The organism is Streptomyces sp. NPDC102270, assembly GCF_044766405.1.
Classification (GTDB): domain Bacteria; phylum Actinomycetota; class Actinomycetes; order Streptomycetales; family Streptomycetaceae; genus Streptomyces.
Genome location: NZ_JBIWLX010000005.1, coordinates 424,594 through 439,399, shown reverse-complemented (window position 1 = coordinate 439,399; position 14,806 = coordinate 424,594). Strand labels below are relative to the sequence as shown.

13 protein-coding genes, 1 tRNA gene, 1 other RNA gene and 1 pseudogene are annotated in these 14,806 nt (G+C 72.1%); 7 read left to right on the top strand and 9 right to left on the bottom strand.

All coding sequences use genetic code 11. The features are described from left to right. Positions 1-52: 52 nt before the first annotated feature. Both ACIRP7_RS12350 and ffs read right to left on the bottom strand, forming a co-directional pair. Positions 53-2,524 carry a DNA polymerase III subunit gamma and tau gene (locus ACIRP7_RS12350; RefSeq protein ID WP_403656960.1) on the bottom strand — a complete coding sequence of 824 codons (2,472 nt, stop codon included), beginning with the start codon at positions 2,522-2,524 and terminating at the stop codon, positions 53-55. Positions 2,525-2,583: 59 nt separating this feature from the next. Continuing rightward, positions 2,584-2,682, bottom strand: an RNA gene (ffs, locus tag ACIRP7_RS12345) — signal recognition particle sRNA small type. 72 nt (positions 2,683-2,754) lie between these two features. On the opposite strand from ffs, the gene ACIRP7_RS12340 reads away from it, so the two are divergent. Then, positions 2,755-2,842, top strand: a tRNA-Ser gene (locus tag ACIRP7_RS12340). Between the two features lie 211 nt (positions 2,843-3,053). Here ACIRP7_RS12340 and ACIRP7_RS12335 read toward each other — a convergent pair. Next, on the bottom strand, positions 3,054-3,623 hold the full coding sequence (locus tag ACIRP7_RS12335; protein WP_403656957.1) for a hypothetical protein: 570 nt from the start codon (positions 3,621-3,623) through the stop codon (positions 3,054-3,056). Between the two features lie 259 nt (positions 3,624-3,882). On the opposite strand from ACIRP7_RS12335, the gene ACIRP7_RS12330 reads away from it, so the two are divergent. Both ACIRP7_RS12330 and ACIRP7_RS12325 read left to right on the top strand, forming a co-directional pair. Continuing rightward, positions 3,883-4,161 carry a CopG family transcriptional regulator gene (locus ACIRP7_RS12330; protein WP_403656954.1) on the top strand — a complete coding sequence of 93 codons (279 nt, stop codon included), beginning with the start codon at positions 3,883-3,885 and terminating at the stop codon, positions 4,159-4,161. After that, the gene (locus ACIRP7_RS12325) at positions 4,158-4,583 is read left to right on the top strand and encodes a PIN domain-containing protein (RefSeq protein ID WP_403656951.1); all 426 of its coding nucleotides are present in this window, start codon (positions 4,158-4,160) and stop codon (positions 4,581-4,583) included. Before ACIRP7_RS12330 ends, ACIRP7_RS12325 begins: the two co-directional genes overlap by 4 nt. Before the next feature lie 268 nt (positions 4,584-4,851). Here the strand turns inward: ACIRP7_RS12325 and ACIRP7_RS12320 are convergent, their stop codons facing one another. Next, entirely contained in the window at positions 4,852-5,631 is a 780-nt protein-coding gene (locus ACIRP7_RS12320; protein WP_403656948.1) for an SDR family NAD(P)-dependent oxidoreductase, read from the bottom strand. Between the two features lie 31 nt (positions 5,632-5,662). Between ACIRP7_RS12320 and ACIRP7_RS12315 the strand changes: the two genes are divergently transcribed. Next, positions 5,663-6,505, top strand: coding sequence for a DUF72 domain-containing protein (locus ACIRP7_RS12315; protein WP_403656944.1), 843 nt, complete (start codon positions 5,663-5,665; stop codon positions 6,503-6,505). Here ACIRP7_RS12315 and ACIRP7_RS12310 read toward each other — a convergent pair. The 5 genes from ACIRP7_RS12310 to ACIRP7_RS12290 form a co-directional block, all read right to left on the bottom strand. Further along, entirely contained in the window at positions 6,471-8,357 is a 1,887-nt protein-coding gene (locus tag ACIRP7_RS12310; protein WP_403656941.1) for a copper resistance CopC/CopD family protein, read from the bottom strand. The two genes, ACIRP7_RS12315 and ACIRP7_RS12310, sit on opposite strands and share 35 nt — an antisense overlap. A gap of 123 nt (positions 8,358-8,480) precedes the next feature. Then, positions 8,481-9,236: an SDR family NAD(P)-dependent oxidoreductase gene (locus ACIRP7_RS12305; protein ID WP_403656938.1), complete on the bottom strand. Its 756-nt coding sequence runs from the start codon at positions 9,234-9,236 to the stop codon at positions 8,481-8,483. Next, complete coding sequence (locus ACIRP7_RS12300) at positions 9,233-9,700, bottom strand: cupin domain-containing protein (RefSeq protein ID WP_403656935.1); 468 nt, start codon at positions 9,698-9,700, stop codon at positions 9,233-9,235. The genes ACIRP7_RS12305 and ACIRP7_RS12300 overlap by 4 nt, the downstream gene beginning before the upstream one ends. Beyond that, complete coding sequence (locus tag ACIRP7_RS12295; protein WP_403656932.1) at positions 9,690-10,301, bottom strand: GNAT family N-acetyltransferase; 612 nt, start codon at positions 10,299-10,301, stop codon at positions 9,690-9,692. The genes ACIRP7_RS12300 and ACIRP7_RS12295 overlap by 11 nt, the downstream gene beginning before the upstream one ends. 8 nt (positions 10,302-10,309) lie before the next feature. Beyond that, positions 10,310-12,403 (bottom strand): penicillin acylase family protein, encoded by a 2,094-nt coding sequence (locus tag ACIRP7_RS12290; protein WP_403656929.1) that lies wholly within the window; start codon positions 12,401-12,403, stop codon positions 10,310-10,312. Between the two features lie 78 nt (positions 12,404-12,481). Here ACIRP7_RS12290 and ACIRP7_RS12285 point away from each other — a divergent pair. The 3 genes and pseudogenes from ACIRP7_RS12285 to ACIRP7_RS12275 all read left to right on the top strand — a co-directional run bounded on the left by ACIRP7_RS12285 (position 12,482) and on the right by ACIRP7_RS12275 (position 14,581). Continuing rightward, positions 12,482-13,218: pseudogene (locus tag ACIRP7_RS12285) on the top strand (siderophore-interacting protein). 33 nt (positions 13,219-13,251) lie between these two features. Continuing rightward, complete coding sequence (locus ACIRP7_RS12280) at positions 13,252-13,848, top strand: HhH-GPD-type base excision DNA repair protein (protein ID WP_403656926.1); 597 nt, start codon at positions 13,252-13,254, stop codon at positions 13,846-13,848. Between the two features lie 58 nt (positions 13,849-13,906). Continuing rightward, on the top strand, positions 13,907-14,581 hold the full coding sequence (locus ACIRP7_RS12275) for an HdeD family acid-resistance protein (RefSeq protein WP_403656923.1): 675 nt from the start codon (positions 13,907-13,909) through the stop codon (positions 14,579-14,581). Positions 14,582-14,806 lie beyond the last annotated feature (225 nt).

Sequence of the window (14,806 nt, the reverse complement as noted above, 5' to 3'; positions counted from 1 at the left end):
GTCGTAGGTTCCTCCAAGATGCGGGCCCTCTTGCCCGCTCCTCCGCCACCCCCTACTCGTTCGTGATCTCCTCCACCACGGTCGCCCCGAGCTCCCGCACGATCAGTTCGCGGCCCGAGAGGGCCGACTCGTTGAGGTCGGGGTCGTCGTCCTCGGGGATGTCGTCCTCGATGGAGACCGGCGGGGGTTCCGGCGCGAACCGTTGTGGGGAGGGGGCCTGGGTGGGGGCGGGCGTCCGTCTGGGCTGGGCCGCCTGGGCGGGCGTCGGCTGGGAGGACGACGGCTGGGCCTGGGGGGCCGGGGCGCCGTAGCCTCCCGCGTTTCCGCTGCCGTAGCCGCCGGTGTTGCCGCCTCCGCCGTAGCCGCCGCCACCGTTGCCGTTGAAGCCGCCGGATGCCGGGGGTGCCGCGCCGCCGCCCGAGGGGTCGACGACGGCCTCGATCTTCCACTGGACGCTGAACTGCTCGGAGAGTGCCTGGCGCAGCACCTCCTCGCTGCCGCTGCTCGCGAAGTTGTCGCGGGCGCCGGCATTGACGAAGCCGAGCTGGAGGGTGGTGCCGTCGAAGCCGGCCACCTGGGCGTTCTGGCTGAGCAGGATCCAGGTGAAGCGGCGGCGGTTCTTGACCGCTTCCAGGATGTTGGGCCAGAGCTGGCGGGGGTCGAGGCCACCGGCCGGCGGGGCGTAGGAGGCCGGACCGGGTGCGGAGGCCGCGGGGGCGGACTGGGCCGGCGCCGGGACCGCCGCGGGTCGGTGCGCCGCGGGCGCCTGGGGCTGGCCGCCGCCCGTCGCAGCCGGGGTGGGCCAGCCACCGGGACGCCGGCCGCCGCCGAGGGGGGCGGCGGTGGGCCAGGCGCCGGGGGCGGGGGCCGTGGCGGACGGTTGCTGGTGGGTCGGGTGTGGCTGGTCCGAGTGTGGCTGGTCCGGGTGGGCGGCGGCAGGGGATGGGCCGGGTGGTGGACCGGCCGGAGCACCAGGGGCCTGGCCCGCGGGTGAGCCGTGCGCCTGGCCGGCGGACGGGCCCGAGGGCGGGCCGGCGGGGGCGGCCGCCGCGGCGAAGGGCGCCGGGTCGGCCGTAGCGCCGGGGAAGCCGCCCGGGCCACCGGCTGCGCCGGGAGTGCCGCCGCCCTGGGTGCCACTGCTGTCGTTGCCTCTGCCGGGCCCTGGGCCGCCGGGCGCGCCCGCGCCGGAAGCCCGGACCGCCGCCCTGGCCGCGGCCGGACCGCTACCCGGCGGAACCGGAACCGCAGACGGAACCGATGGCGGGACGGCGGCCGCCGAGTGGCCCGGGGCGGCTCCCCCGTGCACCTCCGGCCCCGGCCCCGGTACGTATCCCATCGCGGGGGCGCCGCCGCCGGCCGAGAAGTTCACGCCCCGCTCGATGCGGTCGAGGCGGGCCATGACCGAGCGCTCGTCCCCGTAGGACGCGGGGAGCAGCACGCGCGCGCAGATGAGTTCCAGCTGGAGGCGGGGCGAGTTGGCGCCGCGCATCTCCGTCAGGCCTTCGTTGACGAGGTCGGCGGCGCGGCTGAGCTCCGCCGCGCCGAAGGTGCCGGCCTGGGCCTGCATGCGCTCGATGACGTCGGCGGGGGCATCGATGAGCCCCTTCTCGGCGGCATCCGGGACCGCGGCGAGGATGACCAGGTCCCGCAGCCGCTCCAGCAGGTCGGCGACGAAACGGCGCGGGTCGTTGCCACCCTCGATGACACGGTCGACGACCTCGAAGGCGGCGGCGCCGTCACCGGTGGCGAATGCCTCGACGACGGAGTCGAGCAGGGAGCCGTCGGTGTACCCGAGGAGGGAGGTGGCCATGGCATACGTCACACCCTCCTCCCGCGCACCGGCGAGCAGCTGGTCCATGACGGACATGGAGTCACGCACGGAGCCCTGGCCGGCCCGGACGACGAGGGGCAGGACGCCTTCCTCGACCGGGATGTTCTCCTTGCCGCACACCTGGCCGAGGTATTCCCGCAGGGTGCCGGGCGGTACGAGCCGGAAGGGGTAGTGGTGGGTCCGCGACCGGATCGTCCCGATGACCTTCTCGGGCTCGGTGGTGGCGAAGATGAACTTGAGGTGCTCCGGGGGCTCCTCGACGACCTTCAGCAGCGCGTTGAACCCGGCCGACGTGACCATGTGGGCCTCGTCGATGATGTAGATCTTGTACCGGCTGCTCGCGGGCCCGAAGAAGGCCTTCTCGCGCAGCTCACGGGCGTCGTCCACGCCACCGTGGGAGGCGGCGTCGATCTCGATGACGTCGATGGAACCCGGGCCGTTCCTGGCGAGGTCCTGGCAGGACTGGCACGTGCCGCAGGGCGTGGGTGTGGGCCCCTGCTCGCAGTTCAGGCACCTGGCGAGGATGCGCGCGCTGGTCGTCTTGCCACAGCCGCGGGGACCGCTGAACAGGTACGCGTGATTGACCCGGTTGTTCCGCAGCGCCTGCTGCAGCGGGTCGGTGACATGCTCCTGCCCGATGACCTCGGCGAAGGACTCCGGGCGATAGCGGCGGTACAACGCGAGAGACGACACGCTTACGAGGTTATAGGCGACCACTGACAACCCGACCCCGCGCGGGCACTCCGTCCGGGAACGCGAACGCCCCCCACGCACCCGCCAGAGCCAACCTACCCTTGCTGCCTTCCGGCCCTGGGGGAGTTCAGTCAGATAGCGCCGCGTGAGGGGCTGCCCAAACAGTACCCGATGGCAGGGGGTGGGAACGAGTTCGCGAGCACTCCTCAACGTCTTGTATTGTTTGCCGCGGAGGATTCGCCTAGAGGCCTAGGGCGCACGCTTGGAAAGCGTGTTGGGGGCAACCCCTCACGAGTTCGAATCTCGTATCCTCCGCCAGTGCCTCACCGGGCACGATGTCGAAGGGCCCCACCGCAAGGTGGGGCCCTTCGTCGTTGTCCTCAGACCTCTCCACACCGAGTGTTCCCGGGGCCCAGATGGCACCGGCGATCATCTGGGCTACGTGATCTGTGACAGTCACACCTGCGCCAGTGCCTCACCGGGCACGATTCCGGGGGCCCACCGCCAGGTGGAACCCTTCGATGTGCGGTTAACGGGGCGGCCGAACAGACACGGAACGGTTGCCGTCATTCCAGATGTAGACACCGCTGGTACCTGCGCCGTACCAACTCTCCGGCCCGACCTCGGCCGTGAGAGACGGGTACTCGCTGATGCAATCCCAAACCTCGGCCCGGTCCACCTGCCTGTACGGCTGGTTGAACACCAGAGCGGGCCTGCCGGTGGTCCGGGAAAGCCACGTGGTCGTGTGGTCGTGCCAGTGGAGTCCGGACGAACATCCCGTGTTGCCACTCTTGAGGTCGTGCCGGTCCGCCCAGTCCAACAGGTCCGCGCGCATCTGGACGTACACGTTCGGGCCGTAAGGCCAGTGCACGCCGTCGGCGTCACGGTTGAGCACGCCCCGAGCGTGGTCATCCAGAGAGCTGACCAGTTCCTCCTGATCGGTGCTCTGGCAGCGCCAGCACCACCACTTCGCTTTTCCGATCCCGGAGCCGAAGAACAACCCCTGCCAGGATCGTCCGCATCCCTCGCAGTCGTACATGATCTTGCCGCTTCGCTGCTCGTTGTCCTGGCCTTTGTCCAGCGCATCACCGGCCGCCACCGTTCACCGCCGTACGCGCCCCCTCCGACCTGCTCCCTGAGTCTCCACGAACGCCCCGGACGGCCCTCACCACCGCGAAGGACAACCATCCTCATCCGACGCAGCATGCGCTGATGAGAGTGATCGGCGGGTGGCCGAGTGAAGCGGTACGAGTCGGCGATCACGCATGGGCAGGGCTCACGGATTGGCCATTGGCCGCCTTGCCCTACGGTCACTGAAATCTGGTAGGGGCATTCACACCAAGAGTATGGTGACTTGTATGGCGACCAAGAAAGTAACGGTGACGATCCCCGAAGATCTCCTGGACGAGATCCGCGCCGAGACGGCTGAGCGGGGACTTTCGGCGTACGTCGCCGAAGCATTGCGATGCAAGCGCGATCGGGACCGACTGCTGGAACTGGTCGACTGGCTGCAGGCGGAACACGGCGCGGTCACCGAGGACGAGCGCGCGGCGGCACGCTCGGAGCTGGAAGATCTCGACGCCGAGCACGAGCGCCGCCTCACCGCCGGAGGGCACAACGCCGGAGAGGCCGCGTGACCAAGCGAGCCGGTGAGCATGGGCAGCGGCCACTGCGCGCCTTCGTACTCGACTGCGAGGCCCTGTCCCTGGCTGTGCGTGGCGACCGGAAGATGATCTCCTGGCTCGATCTCGCAGCACGGGGCGAAGCCGAAGTGGTCACGTCACCCATGACACTGGTGGAGGCGTACGACGGCAGAATCACCGAGCAGCGCTGGGACTGGGTGCTCTCCCGGCTCAAGGTCGCCGACATCGGTAAGGACGAGGCCCGCCAGGCCCGGCGCCTCCTGGCCGACGCCAAGCTGCCCGGCCACAAGTACGCGATCGACGCCCTGCTCGCTGTCATCGCACGCCGGCAGAAGGGCCAGGTCACCGTCTTCACGTCGGACGTGGACGACCTGGAGAAGCTCCTCCCGGACACCATCGTCGTCAAGCAGGTATGACCCGGCGCCCTGGTCATTCACCTCCGTGTGTGTTGGCGGCAACGCCTCACGAGTTCGAATCTTCCGTCTCAGTCAGCTGCCTGCTTGAGATCGGGGACAACCGAGTTCGATGCGGAAGGATGAGCAGGTTTCTTGATCGGCTACGTCGCCCACGCTCAGCGGCACGGCGCCCCCGGTCACGACGGCTGCCGTGACTGGCTGGTGGCCGGGCGCGGTGGAGCTTCAGTCGGCCCGCGATCACCGACGAGCCCGTGCCGCTCGTGGCAGCTCAGTGCACCGACAACCCCCCGTCCACAAAGATCGACTGACCCGTGACATAGGCCGAGGCCCGGCTCGCCAGGAACACCGCCGCGCCCGCGAAGTCCTCCGGGACGCCGTTGCGGCCGGTCATCGTGCGGGCGGCCAGGGACGCGACCTGTTCCGGGTCGTCGGCGAGGCGGGAGTTGAGGGGGGTCAGGACGAAGCCGGGGACGAGGGTGTTGCAGGTGACGCCGTGCGGGGACCAGGCCTCGGCCTGGGAGCGGGCCAGGGACTCCAGGCCGCCCTTGGAGACGCCGTAGGCGCCGCTGCTGACGAAGGCGCGGTGGGCCTGCTGGGACGTGATGTGGATGATCCGGCCGAAGCCGCGCTCGGCCATGCCGGGACCGAAGCGCTGGCCCAGGAGGTAGGGGGCCTCCAGGTTGACCGCCATGGTGGTGTCCCACACGTCGTCGGTGAGCTCGGTCATCGGTGGACGCAGGTTGATCCCCGCGGAGTTGACCAGGATGTCCGGTTCACCGAACAGCGCGGCCGCCGCCTCCGCCGCCGTACGGACACCCTCCCTCGTGCTCAAGTCGCCGCTCACCCAGGCCGCCCGGCAGCCGCCGGACCTCAACTCCTCGACCGCCGAAGTCAGTTCGGGCTCCCTGCGAGCCACGATCACCACGCTCGCCCCCGCCCGTGCCAACGCCCCCGCGATCGCCCTGCCGATGCCCGAGCTCCCGCCCGTCACCAGCGCCACCCGGCCTTCCAGCGAGAAGAGTTGGGAGAGATACGCCTGGGAAGTCATGCCCGCACCCTAAGGCGGTACCCGGTCCCCCATGACCCGCATTCTCGTCGGCACGTGCTCCTGGACCGATCCCGCGCTCGTCCGCAGCGGCTGGTATCCGCCCGGGCGGCGGGACGCCGAGGGGCGGTTGCGGTACTACGCCGAGCGGTTACCGGTGGTGGAGGTGGACGGCACGTTCTACGCCCTGCCCAGCGAGCGCAACAGCCGTCTGTGGGCGGAGCGTACGCCCGCCGGGTTCGTGTTCGACGTGAAGGCGTACGCCTCGCTCACCGGGCATCCGGCGAAGCAGACCGCCCTCGCGGGCGTCCCCCTCGACGAGGTGTGGGCGCGGTTCGCCGCCGGGATCGAGCCGTTGCGGGAGGCCGGACGGCTCGGCGGGGTGCTGTTCCAGTTCCCGCCGTGGCTGCGGCCGGGGGCGCGGGCGGAGCGGTTCCTGGAGGAGACCGCGGAACGGACCGCCGGATGGCCCGTCCATGTGGAGTTCCGGCATCCGTCCTGGTGGGAGGAGGGGCAGCAGGACCTCACCTGCGCGCTGCTCGGGAAGTACGGCTTCGCCGCCGTGGCCGTGGACATGCTCCAGGGGCTGCCCGCCTCCCTGCCGCCGGTCACTCCCGTCACCGTGCCCCGGCTGTCCGTCGTGCGCTTCCACGGGCGCAGCGCCTCCTGGGGCCGCGGCAGCAAGGAGGACCGTTTCCGGTACGACTACACGCGCGCCGAACTCGCCGAGTGGGTACCGCGGTTGCACGCACTGGCCGAGCGGTCCGACGAACTCCACGTCCTGTTCAACAACTGCTGCGGAGCGGCCGCCGTGCACGCCGCCGAGACCATGGCGGACCTGCTCAGCGCACGATCCTCACCGTCTTCGTCACGCTGATCTGGTCGACGTCGGAGACCCTGATCGTCGCCTTCATCCGCCAGTCGCCCGCGAGGGGGAGGGTGAGGTCGTTCGTGCCCCAGTAGCCGCCCATGTTCTTCAGGCCGGCGTCGATCGGGCCGATCTCCTTGGCCGGGAGGGTGAACGACAGCCGCAGTTCGGGGACCGTGGCGAGGCCGCCGTCGGCCGCGTAGACGATGGCCTGGACCGAGTTGTCGCCGGTGCGGCCCGGGTCGAGGGTGATCTGCACCTTGCCCGTGGCGCCGCCCACCGCGAAGGGCACGTTGGTCAGGGACGCGGCGGGCAGGCCGCCCTCGGCCGGTCCCGCCTCGGCCGCCTCGGCCTGCGCCCGCCCGGGCAGCGTGCCGCTCAGCACGGTGCTCAGCACCAGGACCACGACCCCGACGGCCACTTCGGCGAGCACGGAACGACGCAGGCCGTGCCGGTAGGCCGGTGCGGCCGACGCCACGGGTGTGGCCGATGCCGCCGGTGTGGCCGGGCCGGGGCTGACGGGCACCGGTTCCGAGACCGACGGCGGCCCGTCCACTCGCGCCGACTCCACGCCGGCCGGGGCCCCGTCCACCACCGGCTCCGCGGTGCTCGACGAACCCCCCACCCGCTCCGGCACCCTCTCCCGTACGACCGCCTCCGCCTCCGGCTCCCGCTCCGGCTGCCGCTCGGTCGTGATCGTCATCAGCCGTCCCGTCCACCGCCGCGACAGCCGTGCCGCCGCCAGCAGCAGGGTCACCGCTAGGAGCTTGAGGACGAGCAGGTGGCCGTACGTCGTGCCGGTGATCGCGCTCCAGGAACCGAGGCCGCGCCAGGACTGGTAGACGCCGGTGCCGACGAGGACGGTCACGGAGGCGAAGGCCAGCCGCGAGAAACGGGCGACGACGACGGCCGGGACGTGCGACGAGGCCCGGTACAGCGTGGTGAGCAGGGCCGCGAGACCGCCCAGCCAGACGGCCATCGCCAGCACGTGCAGCACCGCGGACGTCATCGCCACCGGGACCTGGATCCCGGCGGACGCGTGTTCGGCGGCGGCCCAGGTCAGCGCGAGGCCCACGGCGAGCGCGCCGCCCACCGCCTGCCACGCGCGCGGCAGCTTCGACTCGCCGAGCCGCAGCAGTCGTAGGACGAAGAAGTACCCGATGAGCAGCAGCGCCAGGCGGACCAGGAGGGCCTCGCCGGGGCGGGTGGTCAGAGTGCGTTCGAAGGCCTTCAGCGAGAACGCGGACGTCGGGCCCGCCCCCGACTCGTACGGCGCCCGCAGCACCAGCAGGAACACGGTCGAACCGAGCAGGGTGCCCCAGCCCGCCCACAGGAGCCGGCGCAGCGGGGACGGCTCCGGGGGGCGGCAGGCGGCGAGGAAGACGGCGGTGCCGATGAGCAGCGCCACGGCGAGGTAGGCCAGGTAGCGGCCCATGTTGAAGAGGCTCTCGGTGGCCGGGTTCTCGGTCGGGCCGGTGTCCACGAACACGGTGGCCGGGGAGGGTTTGCCGACCGAGAAGGTGAAGGCGCCGGAGACCGGGTGGCTGTCGGCCGAGACCACCCGCCACGCCACCGTGTAGGTGCCCTGGGTGAGTTTCGCGGGCAGGGAGACACGGGCCGTGTCCGAGCCGCCCGCGCCGTGTCCGGCGTCACCGGTCTTCAGGCGCTTGCCGTCCGGGTCCAGCACCCGGAAGGAGTCGTCGAGCAGACCGACCGACTCGGTGAAGGTCAGGGTGATGTCACGGGGGGCGGACTTGAGGACGCTTCCGTCCTCGGGGTCCGTGGCCTTGAGGGCCGCGTGGGCCGACGCGGCCCCGGCACCGCCGAAGAGGAGCAGGACCAGCACGGCGCCCAGCAGCACCAGCCCTTGAAGTCCTCGCCTTCGCCGGCCTGCGCTGCTGCCTGCACGCTCACACCTCACGTCACTACTCCGTACCTGGGCTCGCGGTCTTCCCGACATGTACGGACGCGGACCGCCGAGCGCTCACCACGTCGGCCGGGCGGACACCCCGCCGTCCACCACCAGGTCGTGCCCGGTGACCCAGGACGCGAGCGGGGAGGCGAGGAACACGCACGCGTCGGCCACGTCCTCGGGGCGCCCGAGCCTGCCCAGGGGCGCCTTCCGCACCCACCGCTCCACCCCCTCCGGCCAGGCCTCCGCCAGCCCGTCCCGGTCGATCAGCCCGGGCGAGACCGTGTTCACGCGGATGCCGTGCGGGCCGTACTCCCCGGCCGCCGACCGCGCGTGCATCACGATGGCGGCCTTGGAGGCGGAGTAGTGGGCGTGCCCGGGAGCGGGATGGCTCGCCTCGATGGACGCGATGTGGGTCACGGATCCGCCCGGTCCCATGACCTCGGCCGCCGCCTGCGTACACGCGAAGACGCCGGTGAGGTTGGTGTCCACGACGGTCCGCCACTGCACGGCCGTCATCCCGGGCAGCGGCCGCGTGGGCTGCACACCCGCGTTGTTGACCAGGGCGGTCAGTCCCCCGCCCCAGTCCGCCGCCTCCCGGACCAGCCGGTGGCACGCGTCCTCGTCCCGCAGATCCGCTTCCAGTACGACGGCCCGGGCGCCGAAGTCCTCGATCCGGGCCGCCACTTCACGGGCCGCCGACGCCGCCGTACGGCAATGGACCGCGACCGCGGCCGCGCCCTGCTCGGCGAACCGCAGCGCGATGCCCCGCCCGATGCCGCCGCCGGCGCCCGTGACCAGGGCGACCTGGCCCTCCAGGAGTCTCATGGGCGGCACAGTCCCGCGATGCGTGCGGCCTCGGACGGATAACGCGCCGTCAGTTCGGCCGGGTCGCCGTGCTCGTAGTCCTCGTAGGTGAAGCCGGGGGCCATGGTGCAGCCGAAGAAGGTCCACGCGCCGCGGGTGCGGGCCCCCATCCAGGTGCCTGCGGGCACGGTCAGCTGGGGGTGCTGGCCGCCGCGTATGTCCGGGCCCAGGACGGCGGTGGTCGCCGTGCCGTCCGGAGCCAGGAGCAGGAGGTCCAGGGGGTCGCCGAGGTAGTGGTGCCAGATCTCGTCACTGGGCAGGCGGTGCAGGGCGGAGTAGTCGTCCGAGGTCAGCAGGGCGACGATCGCCGTGCCGTGGGGCCTTCCGTCGGCGCGCTCCTGCCCCGCCCAGGTCTGCCGGAACAGTCCGCCCTCACGGGGGATCGGTTCCAGGCCGTAGTGGGCGACGAGGTCGTCAGGCGTCACCCGGAAAGGCTACCTCCCTTGTCAGGAAGGCGAGTTGGGCGTGCTTCTCCGGCAGGTGCACATCAGGGATGTCGATCTCCGGCAGCACGACCGCGTCTCCGGCCACGAACCCCTGCTTCAGGAAACGGGTGATCGCCTTCTCGTTGCGCACGTCCGGATCGACCACCACCCGCCGCCGGTCCAGGCCCAGCAGCACGTACGAGGCGACGGCACCCAGCAGCGCCGACGACCAGCCGGTCCGGGTGGCCCCCGAGGTGACGGGCGCAAGCAGCAGGTGGACGCCGATGTCGCCGGGGCGGACCTCGTAGCACTCGCTGACGCGGTCGGCCTCCGGCTCGTAGGTCTGCAGGAGCCCGACCGGTTCGCCGTCCCTCTCCAGGAGATACGCGTGGTGGGTGTCGAGGGTGTCCAAATGGGCGTACACCTCGGCCACTTGCTCTTGCGAGAGGCCGTTCATGCCCCAGAACGCGGCGCGTTCCTCGCGCACCCAGGCGTGGACGGTCGCCGCGTCGGCGTGCGGGTCGAGCCGCAGGAAGCGGACGGTGCCGAAGCCGTCCACGCGCTGGGTGTGGACCGCTTCACGGGTGGGGATGTCGGACATCGCTCTCCTCAGTCTTCCTTCGTCAGGTGCTGCCAGTCGGTGACGACCGGGACGAGATCCCCCTTGAGCCACAAGGGGAGTTGGTCACGGTGATGCGGTGAACCGGGGAGACCGGACGCGCCGAGCGGGACCACCCAGAGGCTGTCCTCGCGGCGGGCCAGGTCCCAGACGTAACGCGCGGCCGGGCCGCGCGCGGCGAGGTCGGTGATTCCGGGGACCGCGGAGGTGCACAGCACACAGTCGTGGTCGCCGGAGAGGGCGGGGGCGGCCCCTTCACTGCGGGGGAGCGCCTGCCAGGCGGCGAGGCGGTGGGTGTCGCCCCAGGTGCCCGGCGGCGGCTCGGCAGCGACTCCCTCCACGGCGGCCCGCACGATTCCGGCCCGGTCGACGCCGTACAACTCCTCGGCGCTCAGGAGGTGTTCGAGCGCGAAGGCGACGCGCGGGACGAGACCGAGCCAGGGGAGGAGGACGTCGGGGTAGGCGGGCGGGTCCGCCAGGGCCGCGAACGCGGGGTGCGCGGCGAGCCGTCGTACGACCTCGCCGCGTACGGCGGCGTACAGGGCGGCCTCCCTGCTGTTCGCGGTCATGCGGCGATCCCAGCGGAGAATCGTTTCCCTCGCGGTCATGGCCCCGGGGCTCAGGTAGTCGAGGGCCTCGATGTGGTCCAGCAGGGGCTGTGCCGAGCCGAGATGGGTGTCCATGTGGATCAGGGGCATGTCGGCGGCCGACCACCGCTCCTTCTCCTCCAGCAGGGCGGTGATGCGGTTCGCCCGGTGGGGCGGGGCGAACTCGACGCCGAGCGGGGTGGCGGGGCCGCGCTGGTTGGCCATCACGGCGATGCCGTCGGTGAGACCGGCGCGGGGGGCGTCGTGCCAACCCCGCCAGTCGTGGCCGGGCTCCCAGGCGGGGACGGGGTGCAGCCGGTTGGCCTCCGCACGCACAGGGACCCTTCCCGCGACCCGGTGCAGCAGTCCGCCCTCGGTGTCGGCGGCCTGGACGACGTTGACGGGCTCCGCCCACAGGTCGAACGCCCGGTCCACGTCGGCGGTACGACGGGCCCGGAGCAGGGGGAGCAGGGCGCTGAAGCCGAGATCCTCGGTGACCCGGGGCGGGTAGCGGAGGGAGAGGGCCACGGGCGTGCCGGGGAAGCCCGGCCGCTCCCCCTCCGGCACTCCCCCGTCCAGCCCTTCCGGGCCCCCCGCGATCACCGGTCCCCGCCCGGTCTCGATCACCTCGATCTCGACCGACGACTCGCCCGCCACCTCGACCGTCTCGGTGTGCCGGGTGGCACGGTGCCAGACGCCGTCCGGGCCGAGGGCCTCCACCCCGGCCCCCGTGCGGCGCAGTCGCTCCCGGTACAGGTCCTGGTAGTCGGCCATGGCGTTGGTGATGGACCAGGCGACCGTGCCGGTGTGGCCGAAGTGGGCGATGCCGGGAACGCCGGGGACGGCGAGGCCGATGACGTCGAACTCGGGGCAGACCGTGTGGATCTGCTGGTAGACACCGGGGTCCTCGATGAAGCGGTGGGGGTCGCCCGCGAGGACGGCGTGGCCGGTGGTGGTGCGGGCGCCGGCGACCAGCCAGCCGTTGCTGCCGGAGGTGCCCGGGCCGTCGGCGGCGAAGAGACCGACCGCGTCCGGGCCCAGGTGCCGTATCGCCTCGTCCCGCCAGAGCTTGGCCGGGAAGCCGGCGAAGAGGACGTGCGTGGCGAGCCAGACGCCGAGCGGGGTCCACGGCTCCCACCGCCCGGGGGCGAGGCCGACGCGGGCGAACTCGGGGGCGGAGGTGCCCGGCAGCTCCTCGTTCACGCCGTCGACGTACGCCCGCACCCAGTCGGCCGTCTCCGGGTCCCGTCTCTCCAGGGCCCCGAAGCAGCGTCTCGCGGTGTCGTCCAGGCGGGCCCGTCTCGCGAGGGTGTCCCAGGACAGGGCCCCGGCGCCGAGGAAGGCGGCCGAGGTGCCCTGCGCGCGATGCCGTTCGACCTCCAGCTGCCAGGCACGGTCGCGGGCGGTGACCTGTCCCTGGGCGCGGGCGAGTTCGCGCGCGCTGCCCGCGCGGAGATGGGGGATCCCCCAGGCGTCGCGGTAGATCTCGATACTCACCCTCAACCTGCTTCTCTTTAAGTTAGGCTAACCTAAGTTGGCTTGGTGGGGGAATCGTACGCGAAGGGTGCAAAGACCATGGGGCAGGGGCACGGCTGGGAGGGAGCGGTCCTGCGACTGCTGCGTGCGAAGGACTTCGTGTTCACCGTGACCGGCGCCGAGGACGTCACCGACGCGTACCGGCGGGTGCATCTCACCGACGGCGGAATGCCGGCGGCCACCGGCGTCCACCCGACGATGTGGGTCCGCCTGTGGTTCGCCGCGGCGGGCAAGCCGCACCAGCGCGCCTACACCCTGGTCGACCCGGACCCCGCGGCGGGCACCTTCACCCTGGAGTTCGCTCTGCACGACGGCATCGCCAGCGACTGGGCCCGCGCCGCGAAGCCCGGCGACACCGTCGAGGCCACCGTCCACGGCACCGGCTTCGACCGCCCCGACCCGAGCCCACGCACGTCTTCGCCTTCGGCGACCCGGTCTCCCTGCCCGCACTCAACTCCCTCCTCGGCGCCCTGGACTCCTGCCCCGCGACCGTCTGGTTCGAGGGCGGCGACGAGGGCCTCCCCTTCCGCACCGATGCGTCCCGCCACGAGGTCCGCCGGGTGCTCCGCCTCGACTCCGGGGCCCACCTGGTCGCCCAGGTGAAGGCGGACCTGCCCGGCCTACTGGAGAACCACCCGGACGCGTACGTCTGGATCGCCTGCGACACGGCGACGACCCGGACCCTGTCGTCGTACGTCCGCAAGGAGCTGGGCGTGCCGAAGCAGCGGGTGCACGCGCTGGGGTACTGGCGGGAGCCGGCCGCCGGCTCCCGGTAGAGGCACGCTGCGGGCGGGGGCATGATCGGGGACATGGACGTCACCCTTCACCTCGCCCAGGACCCCGAGGCCGACGAACTCCTCGGCCGCTCACCGCTCGCCGCGCTCGTCGGGATGCTGCTGGACCAGCAGGTTCCGATGGAGTGGGCGTTCAAGGGCCCCCGCACCATCGCGGACCGGCTCGGCGCGAGCGACCTCGACGCGCACGACATCGCCGCGCAGGACCCGGAGGCGTTCGTCGCGCTGCTCTCCGAGAAGCCGGCCGTGCACCGCTACCCGGGCTCGATGGCCAAGCGGATCCAGCAGCTGTGCCAGTACCTCGTCGAGCACTACGACGGCCGGGCCGAGCTGGTCTGGAAGGGTGTGGACGACGGCCGCGAGCTGCTGCGCCGGCTGGAGGAGCTGCCGGGGTTCGGGAAGCAGAAGGCGCAGATCTTCCTGGCACTGCTGGGCAAGCAGCTGGGCGTCCGGCCGACGGGCTGGCGGGAGGCCGCGGGCGCGTACGGGGAGCCGAAGTCCTTCCGGTCCGTCGCCGACATCACCGGTCCCGAGTCGCTGACGAAGGTCCGCGCGCACAAGCAGGAGATGAAGGCGGCGGCGAAGGCGGCGAAGGCGGCCGAGAAGTCCTAGTCAGCCGGGTGGCCCGCCCCGGGTGGCCGCGCGGTGCACGGCGGTCCCAGCATGGACCATGACCGAGTTCGACGACCGCTTCGACGACCGCTCCGACGACCGCAAGGTCCACGCGGGCCACCCGCCGGGCACCTCGCCGGGCACTTCGCCGCACGCGCCCGAACCGCCCTTCGAGGGCCCGCTGCACGCCCTCTCCCGGGCGGCCTGGCAGGTCGTCCTGCTGACCGGCGTCGCCTCCCTGGTCCTGGGCGTCCTGGTCCTGGTCTGGCCCGACGCCTCGCTGCTCGCCGTCGGTGTCCTCTTCGGCGTGTACCTCCTGATCAGCGGCGTCTTCCAGCTCGTCGCGGCCTTCGGCACCCACAAGACGACAGCCCTGCGCGTCCTGGCGTTCATCAGCGGCACCCTCTCCATCCTGCTGGGCCTGTTCTGTCTGCGCGGCCCGATGCGGTCGATCCTGCTGCTCGCCCTGTGGATCGGCATCGGCTGGCTGATCCGCGGCATCACCCAGACCCTGGCCGCCGCGTCCGACCGTTCCATGCCGGCCCGCGGCTGGCACATCCTCCTGGGGGTGCTCACCTTCGTCGCCGGGATCGTGCTGATCGACTCCCCCTTCGAGTCGGTGGCCGTCCTCACCCTGGTCGGCGGCATCTGGCTGGCCGTCGTCGGAGTCGTGGAGATCATCACCGCGCTCAGCATCCGCACCCGGGCCCGCGAGGTACCGATCACACTGTGACCGGCCGGGCCGCCCCCTGCCGCGGACGAGCGTGACCCGGGCCCCCGACACGCACGCCGCGAGGACCGGCGGGGACGACCCTTGCCGTACTCCACAGACGGGCGCGCCGGCACGACCGGGCCGATCCCCTGGCCGAGGTGATGCCCGACGCACACCAACCGGCGACCGTCAGGCGCCACGCAGACGCCCCACCCGCAGGCGCACCACCACGACTGGGCGGAACCG